The 17,951-nt window shown below is 60.0% G+C and carries 16 protein-coding genes; 3 read left to right on the plus strand and 13 right to left on the minus strand.

Annotated features, from left to right (window positions below):
- Positions 1 to 12: 12 nt before the first annotated feature.
- Genes DV711_RS01925 through DV711_RS01945 form a run of 5 tightly spaced genes read right to left on the minus strand, consistent with a single transcriptional unit; the run spans position 13 to position 6,536 of the window.
- Entirely contained in the window at positions 13 to 2,001 is a 1,989-nt protein-coding gene (locus tag DV711_RS01925) for an acetyl/propionyl/methylcrotonyl-CoA carboxylase subunit alpha (RefSeq protein WP_114693956.1), read from the minus strand.
- Positions 2,002 to 2,030: 29 nt separating this feature from the next.
- Complete coding sequence (locus DV711_RS01930) at positions 2,031 to 2,843, minus strand: enoyl-CoA hydratase/isomerase family protein (RefSeq protein WP_114693957.1); 813 nt, start codon at positions 2,841 to 2,843, stop codon at positions 2,031 to 2,033.
- 3 nt (positions 2,844 to 2,846) lie between these two features.
- On the minus strand, positions 2,847 to 4,007 hold the full coding sequence (locus DV711_RS01935; RefSeq protein WP_114693958.1) for an acyl-CoA dehydrogenase family protein: 1,161 nt from the start codon (positions 4,005 to 4,007) through the stop codon (positions 2,847 to 2,849).
- Positions 4,008 to 4,023: 16 nt separating this feature from the next.
- Positions 4,024 to 5,637 (minus strand): acyl-CoA carboxylase subunit beta, encoded by a 1,614-nt coding sequence (locus tag DV711_RS01940; protein ID WP_114693959.1) that lies wholly within the window; start codon positions 5,635 to 5,637, stop codon positions 4,024 to 4,026.
- 44 nt (positions 5,638 to 5,681) lie between these two features.
- Complete coding sequence (locus tag DV711_RS01945; RefSeq protein ID WP_114693960.1) at positions 5,682 to 6,536, minus strand: beta-keto acid cleavage family enzyme; 855 nt, start codon at positions 6,534 to 6,536, stop codon at positions 5,682 to 5,684.
- Between the two features lie 186 nt (positions 6,537 to 6,722).
- On the opposite strand from DV711_RS01945, the gene DV711_RS01950 reads away from it, so the two are divergent.
- From DV711_RS01950 to DV711_RS01960, 3 genes are all read left to right on the plus strand, one after another.
- The gene (locus tag DV711_RS01950; RefSeq protein WP_114693961.1) at positions 6,723 to 7,877 is read left to right on the plus strand and encodes an acyl-CoA dehydrogenase family protein; all 1,155 of its coding nucleotides are present in this window, start codon (positions 6,723 to 6,725) and stop codon (positions 7,875 to 7,877) included.
- Positions 7,878 to 7,957: 80 nt separating this feature from the next.
- A complete protein-coding gene (locus DV711_RS01955; RefSeq protein WP_114693962.1) occupies positions 7,958 to 8,575 on the plus strand; it encodes a TetR/AcrR family transcriptional regulator in 618 nt (205 codons plus the stop codon).
- Positions 8,576 to 8,629: 54 nt separating this feature from the next.
- Complete coding sequence (locus tag DV711_RS01960; RefSeq protein WP_165839963.1) at positions 8,630 to 9,481, plus strand: substrate-binding periplasmic protein; 852 nt, start codon at positions 8,630 to 8,632, stop codon at positions 9,479 to 9,481.
- Positions 9,482 to 9,512: 31 nt separating this feature from the next.
- Here DV711_RS01960 and DV711_RS01965 read toward each other — a convergent pair whose 3' ends face one another.
- From DV711_RS01965 to DV711_RS01995, 8 genes are all read right to left on the minus strand, one after another.
- Positions 9,513 to 10,412: an alpha/beta hydrolase fold domain-containing protein gene (locus tag DV711_RS01965; protein ID WP_165839964.1), complete on the minus strand. Its 900-nt coding sequence runs from the start codon at positions 10,410 to 10,412 to the stop codon at positions 9,513 to 9,515.
- A gap of 37 nt (positions 10,413 to 10,449) precedes the next feature.
- Positions 10,450 to 11,265 carry an esterase/lipase family protein gene (locus DV711_RS19430; protein WP_165839965.1) on the minus strand — a complete coding sequence of 272 codons (816 nt, stop codon included), beginning with the start codon at positions 11,263 to 11,265 and terminating at the stop codon, positions 10,450 to 10,452.
- A complete protein-coding gene (locus DV711_RS01970) occupies positions 11,255 to 12,715 on the minus strand; it encodes a wax ester/triacylglycerol synthase domain-containing protein (RefSeq protein WP_114693965.1) in 1,461 nt (486 codons plus the stop codon). The genes DV711_RS19430 and DV711_RS01970 overlap by 11 nt, the downstream gene beginning before the upstream one ends.
- Positions 12,716 to 12,963: 248 nt before the next feature.
- Positions 12,964 to 13,731 carry a hypothetical protein gene (locus DV711_RS01975; RefSeq protein WP_114693966.1) on the minus strand — a complete coding sequence of 256 codons (768 nt, stop codon included), beginning with the start codon at positions 13,729 to 13,731 and terminating at the stop codon, positions 12,964 to 12,966.
- A gap of 131 nt (positions 13,732 to 13,862) precedes the next feature.
- Positions 13,863 to 14,333, minus strand: coding sequence for a phasin family protein (locus DV711_RS01980; protein ID WP_114693967.1), 471 nt, complete (start codon positions 14,331 to 14,333; stop codon positions 13,863 to 13,865).
- Between the two features lie 139 nt (positions 14,334 to 14,472).
- On the minus strand, positions 14,473 to 15,108 hold the full coding sequence (locus DV711_RS01985; RefSeq protein WP_114693968.1) for a TetR/AcrR family transcriptional regulator: 636 nt from the start codon (positions 15,106 to 15,108) through the stop codon (positions 14,473 to 14,475).
- Positions 15,109 to 15,119: 11 nt separating this feature from the next.
- Complete coding sequence (locus DV711_RS01990; protein ID WP_114693969.1) at positions 15,120 to 16,097, minus strand: alpha/beta hydrolase; 978 nt, start codon at positions 16,095 to 16,097, stop codon at positions 15,120 to 15,122.
- A gap of 72 nt (positions 16,098 to 16,169) precedes the next feature.
- On the minus strand, positions 16,170 to 17,834 hold the full coding sequence (locus DV711_RS01995; RefSeq protein WP_165839966.1) for a wax ester/triacylglycerol synthase family O-acyltransferase: 1,665 nt from the start codon (positions 17,832 to 17,834) through the stop codon (positions 16,170 to 16,172).
- Positions 17,835 to 17,951 lie beyond the last annotated feature (117 nt).

The following is a 17,951-nucleotide window of genomic DNA, read 5'->3' on the forward strand; positions in this document are numbered from 1 at the left end:
TCTCCTTGCTGATTAGTCCGTCGCCGAGGCTGTTACGCTGGCCAGCAGTTGGCGGATTTTGACCTGGTCGCCGGCTTGGATGCTCAGGCTCTCGACCACGCCATCGACGTCGGCCTTGAGTTGGTGCTCCATCTTCATCGCTTCGAGTATCACCAGGGTTTGGCCCTTGCTGACCTCGTCGCCCAGTTGGACCAGCACGTCGACGATGACGCCATCCATCGATGCGAGCACCCGACCGCTGCCGCTGTCCTTGCTCTCTTTCGGAGCATGGGTGACGTTGCTGAAGGCGGCGTTACCGAACTCGCTGTTCAGGTGCAGGGTATCGGCGTCGAAGTGGTAGGCGATCGTTTCACGGACACCGTTTTCGAGATAGACGCACTCTCGGCTGTCGATCCGGAGCACTTCAAAGCGGTGGCTTTGATCGGCGTGGGTCACCTGATAGCTGGGGTAGCGCCCGTGGCTGTCGACACTCAACTGTAGCTGGTAGATCTCGCCCTCATGCTCCAGACGATAGTGCCAAGGGGCCGGGGCACAGTTGCGCCAGCTCAGCAGGTCGGGATTGTGGGCGCTGTTGCGACCCTGGTGGGTATACATCAGCAGGGCGGCCAGTCCGAGGGTGCGCTCCGATGGCGGTGCGGCCTGGATGCTGGGGTCGGCCTCAAAATGCTGTTCGATAAAGGCGGTGGTGGCCTGACCTTCGGTGAACACCGGATGGCGCAGGATATTGGCCAGAAAACGCTGGTTATTGTTGACCCCCAGCAACAGGGTGTCTTCTACCGCACAGGCCAGGCGTCGGCGGGCTTCTTCACGATTGCTGCCGTAGGCGATGATCTTGGCCAGCAGCGGATCGTAATGGGGGCTGACCGGCTGACCTTCGCGGATACCGTGATCGATCCGTACCCCTTCGCTTTGGGGCAGCTCCCAGCGCAGCACATCGCCGGTCTGGGGCATAAAGTTGTTGCGCGGATCCTCGGCGTAGAGACGAACCTCCATCGCATGGCCCTGGAGCTGAATCTGCTCCTGGGTCAGCGGCAGCGGTTCACCGGCCGCTACCCGGATCTGCCAGGCGACCAGATCCTGTCCGGTGATCAGTTCGGTGACCGGATGCTCCACCTGCAGACGGGTGTTCATCTCCAGAAAGTAAAAGTTACCCTGATGATCGACCAGGAACTCGACCGTGCCAGCGCCCTGGTAGTGACAGGCCTTGGCCGCATTGACGGCGGCTTCGCCCATGCGTCGACGCAGGGCCTCGTCGACAAAGGGGGAGGGCGCTTCTTCGACCACTTTTTGGTGACGGCGCTGAATGGAACAGTCGCGCTCGCCCAGATAGACACAGTTACCCTGCTGGTCGGCGAACACCTGAATCTCGATGTGGCGCGGCTCGATCACCGCCCGCTCCAGAATCATCTCATCGCTACCAAAGGCGCTGGCCGCTTCCGAGCGGGCGGTCTTGATGCTGGCTTCCAACTCTCTCTGTTCGAATACCAGCCGCATGCCTCGGCCACCGCCGCCGGAGCTGGCCTTCACCATCAATGGGAAACCGATCCGTTGAGCCTCTTCTAGCAGACGCTCGAGCCGTTGGTCACTGTCCTGATAGCCGGGAATGCAGGGGACGTCGGCCTCGATCATCGCCACTTTGGATAACCGCTTGCTGCCCATCAGCTCGATGGCGTCGGCTTTGGGGCCGATAAAGGTGATGCCCGCCGCTTCACAGGCGCGGGCAAAGTCGGCGTTTTCAGACAGGAAACCGTAGCCGGGATGGATGGCGTCGGCCTGGCTTCGCTTGGCGGCGTCGAGCAGTTTGTCGGCCTGCAGATAGGATTCGCCGACCGGCGACGGGCCGATATGGACCGCCTGATCGGCGGCCTGAACGTGCAGGGCGTCGGCGTCGGCATCGCTGTAGACGGCCACGGTACGGTAACCCAGTTGTTTGGCCGTGCGGATGACCCTGACCGCAATCTCGCCTCGGTTGGCGATCAAAATCTTATGGATACTGTTCATCAATGGATCCCTAATTTGTTGTTCTGACTTCAGGCCGATTGTGCCCATCGGGCCGCCCGCTTCTCGACGAAGGCTTGGGTACCTTCGACTCCCTCTTCGCCCATCACGGCGGCAGAAAATTGTGCTGCTGCCTGGTCCAGTAGGGCTTCATGCTCGATTTTTCCGACGCTGAGCAGCAGCGCCTTGGTGATTCGGTTGGCTTCCGGGGCGCAGCATCGGATCTGCTGAAGTTGCTGCTCGAGCAGCGCATCCATCTTTTCGGGAGAGTCGCTGACAAAGTGCACCAAGCCGAGCTCCCTGGCTTCGTAACCGTTGAAGCGGGCGCCGGTCAGCACCAGGCGACGCGCCTGGGTCAGCCCGATTCGATCGACCACGAAGGGGGCGATCTGGGCCGGCGGCAGACCGAGGCTGGTTTCCGGCAGGCCGAACTGGGCGTTGATATCGGCGATGGCGATATCGGCGATGCAGGCCAGACCTAAGCCGCCACCCAGGACTGCACCCTCGAGCAGCGTGATGACGACCTGAGGCGCGTTGTTGACCTGGGTGATCATGCGACCGAAGGCGCGGTTCAGCTCGAATAGCGGATCGACCTGGCCCTGCTGGTAGGCTTGACGGGCGCTGGCCATATCCTTGATGTCACCGCCGGCACAGAAGTTACCCTCGCTGCCGCGCAGCACCACGGCGCGGATGTCACGGCGCTCGGCGATGGCATCGAACACGCTCATCACCTCCTGCACCAGCGCCAGGTTCATGGCGTTTCGGGCCTGAGGGCGGTTCAGAGTCAGGTGCAGGACACTGCCTTGCAGCTGTAATTCGATTTCCTGGCAAATTGGTAATTGCATCGGTTAGCCTCCGCTGTTGCTCGGGTGGATCGACAGCTGCTTGGCGATGATTTCGATCATCACTTCATCGGCGCCACCGCCGATCGGAATGACCCGGCAGTCGCGGTAGAAGCGGTTGATGATCGACTCCTCGACATAGCCCATGCCGCCCCAGTACTGCAGACATTGATCCGGGATCGTGCGGCTCAGGCGTCCGACCTTGAGTTTGGCCATCGAAGCCAGTTTGGTGACGTTCTCACCGCTGACGTAGGCTTCGGTGGCACGGTAGATCAGGGCACGCAGGGCTTCGCATTCGGCCTGCATCTCCGCCAGACCGAAATAGATGCTCTGGTTGTGGAGCAGGGGTTGGCCGAAGGCTTGGCGTTCGCGGGTGTAATCGATGGTGGCACTGATACAGGTCTCCAGTTGGCTCAATGCCATCGCCGTGCCGAACAGCCGCTCCTCCTGGAACTGCTGCATCTGATAGATAAAGCCCTTGCCCTCTTCACCGATGCGGTATCGCTGCGGGACGCGCACGTTGTCAAAAAATATCGGCGCCGTATCCGAGGATCGCATTCCCAACTTGGTCAGTTTCCCGGCCACGCTCACGCCGGGGGTGTTGGCCGGTACGATGATCAGGGATTTGTTGGCGTGGCGGGGTTCATCACCGGTATTGGCCAGCACACAGAAGTAATCGGCCTGGGTGGCGTTGGTGATCCACATCTTGCTGCCGTTGATGATGTAATCGTCACCGTCTTTCTTTGCCGTGGTGCTGATATTGGCAACGTCGGAGCCGGCATCGGGTTCGGATACCGCAATGGCGGCCACCATGTCACCGGCCAGGGCCGGGGTCAGGAACTGACGCCGCAGTTCATCACTGCCGAACTGGGCCAGCGCCGGGGTGGCCATGTTGGTCTGGACACCAATCGCCAAAGGGACGCCGCCGCAAAGTGCGGCGCCCAGCGCTTCGGCAAAAACTACCTCGTAGCTGTAATCCAGCGCCATACCGCCGTAGGCCTCGGGTTTGGTGATCCCGAGCAGTCCCAGCTCGCCCAGTTTTTTAAACAGGCGCTGGGCGGGGAATTGGCCCTGTTCTTCCCAGCTGTCGACGTGTGGATTGATTTCGTTTTCGACAAACGCCCGTACGGTGCGTCGTAGCTCGTGATGTTGTTCGCTAAACAGCATGTGGAATTCCTCCTGGTTAGAAGCGGGCAATGCCGAAGGTGTTGGTACGCAACGGGCGTTGGTCGGCTTCGCGGCAGATATCCAGCAGCAGACCAAGCACCTTACGGGTGTCGCGCGGGTCGATCAGACCGTCATCCTCCATTCGTGCGCTACAGGCCAGCACGGTGGTTTGACGGTCCATCGCTTCGGCCGTGCTGAGTTCCAGGGCGTCAAGCTTGTCGGTGTCGACGGCGTTGGTCTTGCGCATCTTGGCCTCGGTCACGATCCGCAACACCATTCCGGCCTGAGCGCCCCCCATCACCGCGGTGCGGCTGTTGGGCCAGGAAAACAGGAATCGCGGGTCGAAGCCGCGCCCGCACATCGCATAGTTGCCGGCGCCGTAGGAGCCACCGATGTTAATGCTCAATTTCGGCACGGTCGCATTCGCTACCGCCTGAATCATTTTCGATCCATGTTTGATAATGCCGTTGCGTTCCGGGTCGGTGCCGACCAGGAAACCGGTGATGTTGTGCAGGAACAGAATCGGGGTGTTGCTCTGTTCGCAGAGCTGGATGAACTGCCCGCCTTTGGCGGCGCCGGGGGCGGTGATCGGGCCGTTATTGGCGATTACCCCGCAGGCGTTGCCTTCGATCTTGATATGGCCGCAAACCAGTTGGTTGTCGTACTCGGGTTTGAAATCCAGAAACTCGGAGCCGTCGGCGATACGGGCGATGATCTCGCGGCAGTCGTAGGGCATCTTCGGGTCTTCCGGTACCACGCCGATCAGCTCGTCGACGGGATAGAGCGGCTCCTTGAAGGCGGGGCGGCTGTGCTGCGGCAGTTGTTCGTTCCAGGGCAGTTGCGCCAGGATTTCGCGGGCTATGCGGATGCCGTCAGCGTCATCTTCGGCCAGGTAGTCGCCGACACCGGACTGGCCGGTATGCATCTCGGCTCCGCCCAGCTCCTCATCGGTGGCAATCTCACCGGTCGCGGCCTTAAGCAGCGGGGGACCGGCCAGGTACATGGTGGCCTGCTGACGGACCATGATGAGGTAATCCGACAGCCCCGGTTGATAAGCGCCACCGGCGGTGGCGCTGCCGTGTACCACGGTGATTTGTGGAATACCGGCGGCGGAAAGGCGTGCCTGATTGGCGAAGGTACGACCGCCCGGGACGAACATCTCGGCGGCGTGGGAGAGGTTGGCACCGCCACTTTGGGCCAGCGCCACCACCGGCAGCCGGTTCTGCAGTGCGATCTCCTGCAGGCGCAGCTTTTTCTGCAGCCCGATCGGCGAGACGGTACCGCCTTTGACCGCGAAATTATCGACGATAACCAGGCAGCGAACCCCGGAAACGTAGCCGATCCCGGCGATGGCGCCGGCACCTGCGCCGGTACCGTCCTTGTCATCGAACATCTTGTAACCGGCCAGGGAGGAGAGCTCAAGGAACGGCGCACCCTGGTCGAGCAACAGGTTAAGGCGCTCACGGGGCATCAGTTGGCCGCGCTTGCTGTAGCGCTCGCGTACCGCTTCGGCAGCTTCGATAACCTGGGTTTCGATCGACCGAAATTCGGCCAGTTGCTGCTGCATCCTATCCCGGTTAGCGGCGAAGCCGGTGGATTGGGGATCAATCTGAGATTGCAGTAATGGCATGGTATCTATCCTTTCTGATCTAACGTGCAGTGCGGACCGGCGGGTTAAAGAAACAGCTCGCGGGCTTCGGCGGGGCTGGCGATGGTGCGACCGGACTCTTCGGCGATCTTGACCAGGGCTTCGATCAGTTGGCCGTTGCCGCTGGTTCGCTCGCCGTTGGGCAGATAGAAGGTGTCCTCAACGCCGGTGCGAAGGTGACCGCCCAGCTCGGCGGTACGGCGGTGGACCGGCCAGATCTCCTGGCGGCCGATCAGGGTGGTCTGCCAGGCGCTGCCGGGCTTGAGGTATTTGAGGATGGTCGGTAACAGCTCGGCGTCGCAGGGCATCCCGGAGGCCACGCCCATCACTAGGTTGTAATCGAGCTTATCGACCATGCCCACATCCTGGAACATGCCCACCGAACGAACGATGCCGAGATCGAAACATTCAAATTCGGGCCGGGTTCCGACCTCGTTCATCACGCCAAGCAGCTCTTCGATTTTTTCAACCGGATTCTGAAACAGCATTGGCTTCCAGGCCCAGCGGCCGTCTGCGCGGGTTTTGAGGTAGTTGAGGCTGCCGGCATTGCAGGCGGCGATCTCCGGCTTGCCGGCGAGGATGCAGTCGATCGGACCTTGCTGATTGCGATCGATGGTGCCGGTGGTGAAGTTGAGAATGACATCGGGGCAGGCATCGCGGATCGCATCGGCCATCTCGAGCGCGATCGCCGGATCCCAGCTCATCAGGTGCCCTTTGCCTTCGCCCTGCTGGCGAAAGTGAATGTGCATGCAGCTGGCGCCGGCATCGTAGGCTTCCTTGGCCGAAACGGCCATCTGCTCGGGGGTGACGGGCACCGGGTGCTGGTTGGGATCGGTCAGTACGCCGGTCAGCGAACAGGTAACGACGGCTTTATCGGACATGGTGGCCTCCGTGAGTTTTGTTGTAGTTGGACGGCTAGTCGTTAGTCGGCAAATAGCCAGGGCTACTGGCCTTGGTGCATTTACTATAACGACAAAACTTGAAAACAAGCAAGCGCTTGGTTAGTTTGTTTTGGCGGATCGAAAATCCTTCGGCTGCAAAATCGGAAAACAACCAGGGAGCTGCTTATGAGCGCATTGAGTTATTTCGGAGAAACCCATCAGCTGATTCGTGCTACGGCGTCGGCCTTCGTTGATCAGCAGGTTCGGCCCAATATCGATGAGTGGGAAGAGCAGGGCAGTTTCCCCCGGGAGCTCTACCGCCAGGCGGGCGAGGCCGGGTTGCTGGGGATCAACTACCCGGAATCGTTGGGCGGTACGGGAGGGGATCTGTTCCAGAAGGTGGTTTGGTTAGAGGAGTTGATGCGTGCCGGATCGGGGGGACTGACCGCCAGCCTCTGCTCCTTGGATATCGGTTTGCCGCCGTTGGTCAAGTACGGCAGTGCCGAACTCAAGGAGCGGGTGGTGCCCCAGGTACTCTGTGGCGAGAAGGTCTATGCCCTTGCCATCACCGAACCCAGCGGCGGCTCTGACGTAGCCAACCTGAAAACCCGGGCGCGGCGAGAAACCATTGACGGCCAAGCGTTTTACCGCGTCAACGGCGGCAAGACGTTTATCACCAGCGCGACTCGGGCCGATTACTTTACCGTGGCGGTCAGGACCGGCGAAGCCGGCTACGGCGGAGTCAGTCTGCTGATGGTCGAGAAGGGCTGTCCGGGGTTCAGTGTCGGTCAACCGCTGAAGAAGATGGGGTGGTGGGCGTCCGATACCGCCGAGCTGTTTTTTGACGACTGCCTGGTGCCGGAACAGAATCTGATCGGCGAGGAAAACAGCGGCTTTCGGATGATCACCGCCAATTTCCAATCCGAGCGCCTGACCCTGGCGGTGATGGCCAACATGACGGCGCAATTGGCTTTGGAGGCTTGCCAGGATTATGTCCGCGAACGCCAGGCCTTCGGTCGTCCTCTGGCAGGGCTGCAGACGATTCGGCACCGGCTTGCGGATATGGCCACCCAGCTGGAGGCCAGTCGCGAATTTACCTACCGCTGCGCGGCGCGGATGGACAATGGTGAGCAGATCGTTAAAGAGATCTCCATGGCCAAGAACTTCGCCACCGATGTCAGCGACAAGCTTACCCACGATGCGGTGCAGATCTTCGGAGGCATGGGGTATATGCGTGAAAGCCTGGTGGCGCGGTTGTATCGCGATAACCGGATCCTGTCGATCGGCGGCGGAACCCGCGAAATCATGAATGAGATCATCAGCAAACAGCTGCTGGGTTGAGCATTTGGCCTGTATGTATCGGCTGGGTACAATGCGGCCTCTTGCTCTGGAAGGTCAGAGTGTAGCCTGGGGGTGGAAGTGTGAGAGTAGGAACCTTATTACGACGTTTGATTGCCGAGGGGCAGGTTACGGACCCGGACAGTCCCAAGGGACGGTTGTTGGGGGCGGCTGCGCGTCTGTTTCGGCAAAAGGGCTACAGCCGTACGACCGTGCGGGATCTGGCCGCCGAAGTCGGCATCCTTTCCGGTAGTATCTTCCACCATTTCGCCAACAAGGATGAGATCCTGTTCGGGGTGATGATCGAAGTCGTGACGGCCATGGAGGAGATGCTGAAGGTGTCGCTGGCCGAGGCGACAACCACCCGCGAAAAGGTTCGTGTGCTGATCGACAACGAGCTGCTGTTTATCCATGGTAAGACCGGCGACGCGGCGGCCGTGCTGATTTACGAATGGCGGGCGCTGTCCGAGGAGCGTCAGCGCCAGGTACTCGAGCGACGCGACAACTACTATCGTCTGTGGAATGAGTGCCTGCAGCAGGCCCACGATGAGGGCCTGATCACGGTTGATCCCGATTGCCTGCGCCAGCTGCTGCACGGCGCCATTGTCTGGACCGTGCATTGGTACGAGGCCGATGGGGAGATGTCGCTGGAGCAGCTCGGTGAGCAGGTCCTCAATATGGCCCTCAAAGGCGAGCCCTGACCCGGCCAAGGTTCTGCTAGAGTTTAGTCACCGTTGATGCTGGGGACTACCAGGATGCGTGGCACTCTATTGGCACTGTTGCTGTGCTGGCCTGCGATGCTGTCGGCCGCCGAATCGATCACCATCGGCGTCACCGATTATCCCCCGTTCTCCAATACCGATGGTGACGGCTTAATGAGCGATATCTACCGGGCCGCGTTTGCCGAGGTCGATATTGCCGTGACGATCGAGGTTGTACCGATTCCACGGGGCCGACTGCTGTTCCTCAATCACAACATCGATGCCCTGTCGGCGGGCAATCTGTTTGTCCGCCCCGATGAGCGTGACCAGTTGCTGTCGGTGCCGGTGATCAAGGCACTGCCCAGCCTGTTCTTCTACATGCCTCACTTTGACGCGCCGGAGAAGATCGTGGAGGTGAAGGATCTGCGCGGCTTTCAGGTCGGTATTATCGTCAACTCGCCGTTACTGCCCGATTATATCGAGCAGGGCTTGAACGTGGTCGAGATACAGACCCCGGAGCAGTTGCTGATGATGGTGAAGAAACAACGAATCGATTTTTTCGAATCGGCGTTGCTGACCGGCTTACACCTGATCCAGCAGCAGTTACCCGAAGAGCGACTCCATTTTGATTACCTGCGCTGGGGTGTGCTGGAGAGTGCGCTGGCATTTCATCATCGGCATCCCCGCGCTGCTCGGCTACATCAACAGTTCCAACAGGGCTTGCAACGGATTCGCCAGAGCGGCGAGCTGTTGGCGATCCTGGAAAACTATTGGGGCAAGGGTAATGTGCCGCAGGCGGTCTTTATCCAGCAGCATCCGGTTCAGGGTACCGAGCAGTTCAAAATGAACAACTACTGGTTGAACGCCCACGGACGCAGCGGTCGGATTCAACAATCCAGGCCCTGACCTCTGCCTCCATAACGCCCTTAGCTAGGGCCTAGTCGCGATCGAGCCGTTTTATCTGGCGTCCAAGACGTTTCAGGGCCGTGCGGCCCTCGGGTAGGCCGACTGCGGCCAGGTGCCAGCAACTGGGTACGTCGGCCCACTCATCGTGCCAGACTTTACCTCCGACCGACTTGATCGCCTCGGCTAACCGCCGCGAGTCGTCGCGCAGCATCTCGCTACCGGAGGCCTGCAGTAGCACGGGCGGCAGCCCATCTAGGGGCTGCAGCAGTGGTGATACCCGGGCGGGACTGATATCCAGATCATCCGGCAAGAACTGCGCAATGCCCCGGTGAAACACATCTGGTGTGTTGCAGCAGTCATGCTCGAGGTTGCTCTGGTGCGACGGGGAGGCTAGCGTCAGGTCATAGATCCCGGACAGGCCCACCATCAGCTCCGGCATCGCCACACCCTCATCCCGTAAACGCTGCAGCAGCAGTAATGCCAGACAGGCGCCGGCCTGATCGCCGCCGATATACAGGCGCTCGATATTGTCGCGCAGGGTTCGATAGACCGCGTCGGCATCGTCCAACGCTGCCGGGTACGGGTGCTCCGGGGCCAGCCGGTAGTCCAGTACGATCACTTCCAGCCCGAGCTCCTTGGCCAATTCGGTGGTCACGCCGCGGTGACTCAGTGACGAGCCCAGGCAGAACATCCCGCCATGGAGGTAGATAAAGCTGGCCCAGGGGGCTTTATCGCGGGGCCGGATCACTTCGCAGGGCACCCCGGCGATCGTTCCGCTGTTGATCTCCAGGGAGTCGCAGGGGGGCGGCATAAAGTCGTTGATGATGGAGTCCAGCTCCTGCCGGGCTTGGTCAAGATCCAGCTCGGCGTTGAACCTCGGCTTGTACTTGTGGCGTAAAAACTTTTTGAGAATGTAGTTCTGCAGGCTCATCGGTATAACTCTGAACGGCGCTCGGTCACGCTGACACTTAGATAACCGCTTTAAAAGGGGCGCACAACCCGTAGGCGATGCTGGCGGCCCCTTGATAACGGAACGGCTGCCAAGTATCCCGGGGTTGGGCGAGGCGGTTGGCGACCGTCGAAAAGACCAGCGCATTGTGGGTCAGACCGGAGTGGCTTCCCGGCACGTGTATATTCTCCGCCTGCTCATGATCCAGAGGGTCCCGGGTCGCCTGCCAGTGCACGGCACCATCGGTACGGGTATAGATGGCGGTGGTGGGGACCGGTGGGGTCCGGTGCCAGTGCTGGATACTGGAGTCGTCGATCAGGTCCGCCATGTTGTGGGCGACGATGCCGTCGAGGATGACCGACAACGCCGGACTGAGCACATTGATATCGCGGCGAAAGGCGATCGGGCTTCCAAGAGTGATGACTGTCCGCACCAGCTCGGGCACCTGATGGGCGACGTAGCGGGCGAACAGCCCCCCGAGGCTCCAGCCCACCAGCGATACACGGGTACCGTATTCCTCTTCCAACGCGCGGACCTTCTCGACGGCGCGCTTTTCCAAACCGGCCATCGGGCCGACATTGCGGCCCAGGTTCCAGCCGTGGACCCGGTAGCCGAGTGACTCTAGAAAGCGTCGCAACAGGTAGGTCTCCTTGTCACTGGCGGTGAAACCGGGAAGTACCAGCACCGGATGGCCATCACCCCTGGGGCAGTCGCTCAGCAGCGGGGCAAGCGCCACTAGGCTGAGAGGCTCGATCAGGGCGCGGGTTTCCATCGCCGAGTGGAGAATCGACGGGGTGTGTTTGCCTTCAATCAGGCGAACCAGGTTAGTCAGCATCGCTACTCTCCAAGTCGGGGTTGTCGTCAACGGCCTGCAACAACTGGTTGAAACTGTGCTGGATGCACTTACGGTAGTGTTCCGGATCGGGCAGCATCTCGCGGCAGGAGGTGAAGGTGAGCACCAGTTTGTCGCCGTGTCGGCTGGCCAGGTGGACCAGGCCCAGACCGTCGGTGATCTCCGGTACCCCGGAGCAATACACCAGCGGTGCGCCCAGCAGGCTGTGTTCGCTGGAGCCGGTATTGAAACCGATCAGGGCGGTGTTATAGAGCGGTGCGCCGGCCGCCTCGGTGCGCTGATGACGATGCAGTTCGCGATTGGCGAAGGACATGTTCTGCAGTGGCGACAGGGTCGACAGGGGCGCTTCACGGAGGGGTTGTTGCGCAGCTGGAGCGCAACGCTCTCGCCGCCAGTGACTGATCGAAGCCAGCCGGGCTAGTGGATCTGCCTGGTCGGTAGCCAGTTGGCTGATGGTGTATGTCGGCTCCGTATGGCCCGTTGATTCCCCGATCTGGCCCTCCAGTGGAGCCAGCGACCAGAGCATTCGGTTTCGCAATTCTCCCTGAGCGCAGAGGTAGTCGCGCATGGCGGAGCCGATCACGGTCAGCAGCAGGTCGTTCTCGGTCACCTGCGGTAGTCGGTTTAGCAGATCGTTGAACGCATCCAACGGTAAAAAGCAGCCTTCCCAGACCCGAAAACTGGAGACGTTGGTGTTGAAGCGCGAGTAGGGTACCCGTCGATGCCCGGTTACCCCTCGGCCAACGAGCCGCACCAGTGGGCGCAGTTCGGACCATTGCCGACCGGCAAACGCACCGGCCTGTCCCAGCGGCTCGGTGAGGGGGCGCAGGGCCAGATCGCAACTGTGCCTGGTGATCCCCAGCAGGGTATCGATCATCGTCAGCGGCGAGGCCGGCTTCGGCGACGATAGCGCGGGGTCGGTCTGGGCCTGGTCCTGCAGATTCCACAGCAGGTCCGGAATCTCCGGCGTCATCAGGCTGTTATGGATTTTGCACACCAGCGCGAAATGACCCGGGGCCAGGCCGGGGACCTGATCAAGGCCCTCGATCACATTGATCTCCCACAGCGGTCGGGTGCTATCCAGGTCGCGCGAGTGAAGTCGTGCGACCTGAATACAGAACTGGCGCCAGTCACCGGGCTTGGGCAGGGCGATATGACGCACATGGTATTCGGCGTTGAAGTTCTCATCCAGGCTCCAGCTCGGCGCACTGAAGGGAGTCAGCGGCGCCCGATAGATCTGTTGAAAACGTGGGTGATATCGGACCTGTTGACGAATGCGAGAAAGAATCTGTTTGAATCGAACCGGGGCTTCTAACGGACCCTGGTCGTACAGCAGTACAAAGGTGTCGACATGCTGATGCTTCAAAGGAGGCGTTAGCGTTTTCCAGATCGATAGGGGTTCCAGTGACTTGAGCAGGGGCAGCCGTAACATCGTAGCGTCTCTTGTTGTTATTCAACTCGGGAGTTCCCTGGCTCGATGAGCCGAGGGAATCCTGTCACTAAGGCAAAGGGTTCGGGGCCTGCCTTAGGGCCTGGGTCGGCGTGGGGGCCGATCATGATTCTTCCTTGAGTCGAGATCTGCCGGTCCGGTTTGAGCGCCTGTTGGGTGAGCTAGCTGGGGCTTGCGCAGTCTGTCCTGCGCGTTTCAAACCGGGAGGCAGTGAACCGCGGGTTAGACAATTACCCCTTGTCGGATAGGGGCGCGCTTGGAGCCGGGCTGTCTGTTGCTGCCGTTGGTTGGGCTTGCGGCGTTGATGGTTTTACCGGTTCCGCGGCTTTTACCTTGGCGGTACGTTTGGGTGCCTCGGTTTTTGGCTTAGCGGTGGTAGCCGCAGCTTTGGCCGCACGCTTGGGCTTGGCCGCCGCTTTCGGCTTTGCTGCCGCGCGGGGCTTGGCCGGCGCTTTGGCCTTGGTCGCCGGCTTCGGTTTGGTCGGGCTTGCAGCCGCCGTCGGTGTGAGGGTGCTGTCGGTGTTACCGCTGTCTTCGGTGCTGTTGGCAGCGGTTTTCACCAGTTTGTTCGGGACCTCGGTCAGTTGTTCGTTGACCTTGGAAACCAATTGAATAGCGGGCTGGCTGACATTATCGACGCCATCCAGCAGTGAGCTCTTAGCGGCCTCGGCAACCGGTTGGGCGGGATTGCCGATCCGTTCAAACAGCTCGTCGATCCGTTCCAGCGATCGGTCACTGAGGTCGTCGAGGGTCTGGGTGGCGCGATCTTCCACTCTACGGCTCTGTTCCATCAGTTGATCAACCAGCACCTGCGCTTCATTGCGGGCGGAACCGAGCGCGTTGACGCCGGATTTAATGACGGCGTATTTGTAGTCGATACCACTGAGGAGGATATCTTTGGCTGTACTCATCGCGGTATCGACAGCTTTGATATCTCTATCCAGTAGCTGTCGCGTGATGTTGGTAAGCTCAGTCGTCTTCAAAGCATCAAAAATCATGGGACTTGTCCTGGTTAAGCCTGGTCGTCGCCAACCGGTAAAGCGGCTGATTGATGCCGGAACCGGCGCCGATCTGCTGGGTTGGGTTGACAGGTGAAGCAGCGCCGGCAGGACCGGCGCGTTAGGCGTGCTTACTTCTTTTCTGCGCGGGCGGCAGTTTCCAGCAGCTTGCTGGGAACGTCGGTTACCTGTTCGCTGACTTTCTTCAGCATCTCGACGGAGGGCTGGCTGATGCTCTCAACGGAGTCGATGACGCTGTCCTTGGCCGCAGTACCGACGGTATCGACCGGGTTGCCGACGCGATCAAACAGCTCTTCGACACGTTCAACAGCCTTGTCGCTGACCTCGTCTACGGTTTCCAGAGCGCGGTCTTCGATCTTACGGCTTTGGTCCAGGACCTCGTTGACCAGACGGCCCGCTTCCTCACGGGAGGAGGCGATGGCGTTGATGCCAGCCTGAATTACGGTGCGGTTGTAGTTGACGCCTTTCTTAACCACGTCTTGGCTGGTGTTCAGCGTGGTGTCGATCAGCTCTTTGTTGGTGTCCAGCAGCTGACGGCCAATGGAGGTCAGTTCGGTCGTTTTGAAGAAGTCCAGAATCATGGGTTTACCCTCGGCTAGTTTTATCAAATTTAAGCGCCCTCAATGGGCTGCAATCTCTAGGTTGAGAGTGATGCTACGGAAAAGATTTTGAGTAAAAAAACTAACCGTAAAAAAATATTCTGCGTGTCTTCGCCCGTAGTCAGGCCACCGGCTCGATGCCCGAAAAAGCCTCCACCGCTTCGGCGTTCAGGTAGGGCAGCAGCAGCGTGGTTAGTTGCAGTACCCCGCCGGTGATCTGCCGGCTCTGCTGTTGCGCACAGCTATCCTCTTGGCCGGACAAGGTTTCGGCGTAGCTGATCCACTGGGTAAAAACCAGATGAACGTTAACGACCAGTTCGTCAACGCGGTGGGGGGGAACCTGCATAACGTCCATGCTGATCAGCTCCTGGCAGAACTGTTCGGCGGCGCTGCGGGTTTCGCCCAACAGGGTTTGAAAGGGTTTTCGCAGCTCTGGGAATTTCAACAGCACGCTGTTGGCATCGCGGAAGATAAAGCGATATTTGTACGACAGTTGGAAACACAGACTAAGGACCAGCCAGATCTCGCCCGGTGTGCCGTTATGCTTGGTGGCTTGCAGGAAGCCGGTGAAATCCTTGGAAAACCAGCGGTACAGCTCGGCGATGATCTCGCGCTTGCTTTTGAAGTAGTAGTACACGTTGCCGGGGCTGATCTCGAGGATATCAGCGATATCATTGGTGCTGACCTGACCGGTTCCTTCGCTGCCGAACGCTTCCAGGGCGGTGATCAGGATGGCGTCGCGGGTCTTGTTAGCCATGGTTCCCTCCGCTAACAGTGGCTCTGATTAAGGTGCCGGCCAACGAACCGCTCAATCCGTTGCAGGGCCAGCTCTGCTTCGGGCAGAAAATGAAACAGCGGGTGCACATGGGGCATCTGGTCCCAAAGGTTGAGATCCACCTCGGCACCTGAGAGGTCGGCCTTTTGGGCTGCAGCCAGTACGCCGCCGAGCAGAATCTCGGTGCTGCCAACGTGATACTGCATCGGCGGTAGGCCGCTGAAGTCACCATGGATCGGCATCGCCAGCGGATCGTTTTTCTGTTCCGGCTTGCTCAGATAAAGGCGGGCGAAGTGGGCGATCGATTCGGGGCAGAACATCGGATCGCTGACAACCTGTCGGGCCAGTAGGTTATCGTCCTGAGGCAGTTGGATCCCGGGAGACAATAGCACCGCACATCGGGGCGGCTCGAGCCCGGCATCACGGATCTGCATCAACAGGCCGAGGCTGAGGTTACCGCCGGCCGAATCACCGGCAATCACAATCTGTCGGCCGGAGTAACCCTGTGCCAGAAGGTACTGGTAGCAGTTCAACACGTCCTGGGGCGCAGCCGGGAAGGGGTGCTCGGGGGCCAGGCGGTAGTCCGGCAGTAGCGCTTGGACTCCCAGCCGTCGGCTTAGGCGTGAGACGAAACCGTTGTAGACCTTGGGTAGATGAACACAAAACCCGCCACCGTGAAGATAGAGCAGCACGCTATCGCCGCGGCAGGTCTCCGGCTTATACCAGCGGCAGGGAACACCATTGGCGTGCTGTTCCTGGACGTCAACCTGGGTTGCCGTGGCACTCGACAGCAGGCTGTCGATCGGGCCCAGGTACTGTCGCAATTGGTGGATATCGTCGATCTGCCCCAGCCGCTGCTTGATCAGTTTGCGTAGCGCGGTATTAAACAGCTGCGCCCGGAAACTGACCCGAGGGTTGGCAAAGCCGTGCTGGACCCGGGCACGGGTGAGTAGTGAGAAACTGTCAGTCATGGAATCGTTCCGGCCCCGTTACGGAAGTGAGTACGTTGGATGACTCGCATTTCGCTCCGGGGCTGTTTTGGGTTAGCTGTTCTGCGTGGTCGCCTTGGCGCTCTTCGAGCTCCGTTTACTGGGGGCGGCCGACGATCCGGTTGTTTCCTTCGGCTTGGTGGTACGGGTTCGACTACTGGCCGCTTTTTTCGTCGTCTTCGCGGCTGATTTGGCCGTCTTACGCGGAGCCGCCGCTCGTTTGGCGCGGGGCTTGGCAGGTTCGGTAGCTGCTTCGATTGGCTCAGCAGATACATCGGCCGGTTCAGTGGCTGCCGCCTGTTCAGGCAGAAGTGCCTGCTTTAGTTCGGCGAAACTGGCCCGCATGCACTCGGCGTAGAATTCCGGATCGGGCATCATTTCCGGGGTCGAGGTCCAGGCGATATTGAACCGTCCGGCGTAGCTGTTGATGGCGTGCAGCAGTCCCAGGTGATCGGAAGTGATGGCGATGCCGGTCATCTGGACCAGTTTGGCACCGGCCAGGTGCAGGGTACTGCTGGGACCGGGGACATTGGTCACAATGGTGTGGCCGGCGTGGTTGAGCAGGGCGCCGGCGTTGGTTTGGAAACTGCCCAGCTTGGTCAGGTAGGTGACATAGGCCGGCGGTAACTGCTTGGCCATGTCCGACAGGTCTTCGGCGCCGATATCATCGGCAATCTTGCGAGCCAGCGTGGCTGCGACCGACACCGCTTTAAAACGTTCGACTGGATCGGCAATCTGAATCGGCAGGTCGGGAAAAAACAGCGCGATCTCATTACCCCCCTGGTCGAATTGTTGCGGTTTTCTAACGTTGATCGGGGCGATGGCGCGCAGAACCTGATCGGTGGCTTCGCCTTTGCTCTGCAGGTAGCTACGCAGAGCGCCGGCGATGGTGGCCAGTACCACATGGTTGATGGTGGCGTTGGGCAGCGCCTTGCTGACGGACTTGAATTCGGCCAGGTCGAAGCTGGCATAATCCCAAACCTTTTTATCGCTAATCGGTTGATTAAAACGGGTCCGCACCACCCCGTCGGGGGAGGTGTTGTCGCGCAGCAGGTGGTCGATCAACTTCATCCCGACTTTGGGGCCCTGCTTGACCAGTGGTTTGACCATTCGGATGGTGCCCAGCAGATTATTGCTCAGAATCCGGGTCAATTTGCCCAACAGCTCCGGTGCCTGGTAACCCTCTTCCTGCTTGATCCCGGAGTGAGCGCGCCGGCTCAGACCTTCGTCGTGAAGCCGTTCGGTCATCTCCATCACGGTATGGCCATCGACAATCACGTGATGAATTTTGAGCGCCATCAGAATGCAATTATCGGGTAACTGCTCGATCCCATTGATGCCGTGGACGATCATGATCTCCCAGGGCGGGCGCTTCAGGTCGAGCTGGTGCTCCTGAAATTTGGCCACCACCTCACAGAGTGTTTTCCAGTCGGCGCCGCTGGGCATCTCGATCTGATGGAGGTGGTTTCGGATATCGAAATAGCTGTCTTCCACCAGGTAGGGGTTATCCAGGTTCAGCAGCGGGCGTTCCAGCCGGCTGCGCAGTATCGGCAGCGTGGCGATGGAACGGTTCAGATGCTGCTCAATCTGTTCCGGTGTGACGACCCCGTCCGCTGCGGTAGAGGGGTCGTAGAAATACATCGGGGTCACGTCCATCTGCGAGTGCTTGGAGTCCAGATGAAGAAAAAGGCTATCGACGCTGTGAAGCTGCCTTAACATGGGGCACATCCTTGCCGGTATCGGCGTAATCATAAAGAGGCTCGGATCCGGCCGAGGCCGGATCGAGTGGAGCTTATGCGCTGCGGCCACCCTTTGCGTGAGGGGGGCGCAAGTTTC

This window comes from Motiliproteus coralliicola, from assembly GCF_003345655.1.
GTDB lineage: Bacteria > Pseudomonadota > Gammaproteobacteria > Pseudomonadales > Balneatricaceae > Motiliproteus > Motiliproteus coralliicola.

Coding starts and splice junctions, on each gene's coding strand:
- DV711_RS01925 (WP_114693956.1), bottom strand. CDS start 2,001: ATGAACAGTATCCATAAGATTTTGATCGCCAACCGAGGCGAGATTGCG.
- DV711_RS01930 (WP_114693957.1), bottom strand. CDS start 2,843: ATGCAATTACCAATTTGCCAGGAAATCGAATTACAGCTGCAAGGCAGT.
- DV711_RS01935 (WP_114693958.1), bottom strand. CDS start 4,007: ATGCTGTTTAGCGAACAACATCACGAGCTACGACGCACCGTACGGGCG.
- DV711_RS01940 (WP_114693959.1), bottom strand. CDS start 5,637: ATGCCATTACTGCAATCTCAGATTGATCCCCAATCCACCGGCTTCGCC.
- DV711_RS01945 (WP_114693960.1), bottom strand. CDS start 6,536: ATGTCCGATAAAGCCGTCGTTACCTGTTCGCTGACCGGCGTACTGACC.
- DV711_RS01950 (WP_114693961.1), top strand. CDS start 6,723: ATGAGCGCATTGAGTTATTTCGGAGAAACCCATCAGCTGATTCGTGCT.
- DV711_RS01960 (WP_165839963.1), top strand. CDS start 8,630: ATGCGTGGCACTCTATTGGCACTGTTGCTGTGCTGGCCTGCGATGCTG.
- DV711_RS01965 (WP_165839964.1), bottom strand. CDS start 10,412: ATGAGCCTGCAGAACTACATTCTCAAAAAGTTTTTACGCCACAAGTAC.
- DV711_RS19430 (WP_165839965.1), bottom strand. CDS start 11,265: ATGCTGACTAACCTGGTTCGCCTGATTGAAGGCAAACACACCCCGTCG.
- DV711_RS01970 (WP_114693965.1), bottom strand. CDS start 12,715: ATGTTACGGCTGCCCCTGCTCAAGTCACTGGAACCCCTATCGATCTGG.
- DV711_RS01975 (WP_114693966.1), bottom strand. CDS start 13,731: ATGATTTTTGATGCTTTGAAGACGACTGAGCTTACCAACATCACGCGA.
- DV711_RS01980 (WP_114693967.1), bottom strand. CDS start 14,333: ATGATTCTGGACTTCTTCAAAACGACCGAACTGACCTCCATTGGCCGT.
- DV711_RS01985 (WP_114693968.1), bottom strand. CDS start 15,108: ATGGCTAACAAGACCCGCGACGCCATCCTGATCACCGCCCTGGAAGCG.
- DV711_RS01990 (WP_114693969.1), bottom strand. CDS start 16,097: ATGACTGACAGTTTCTCACTACTCACCCGTGCCCGGGTCCAGCACGGC.
- DV711_RS01995 (WP_165839966.1), bottom strand. CDS start 17,834: ATGTTAAGGCAGCTTCACAGCGTCGATAGCCTTTTTCTTCATCTGGAC.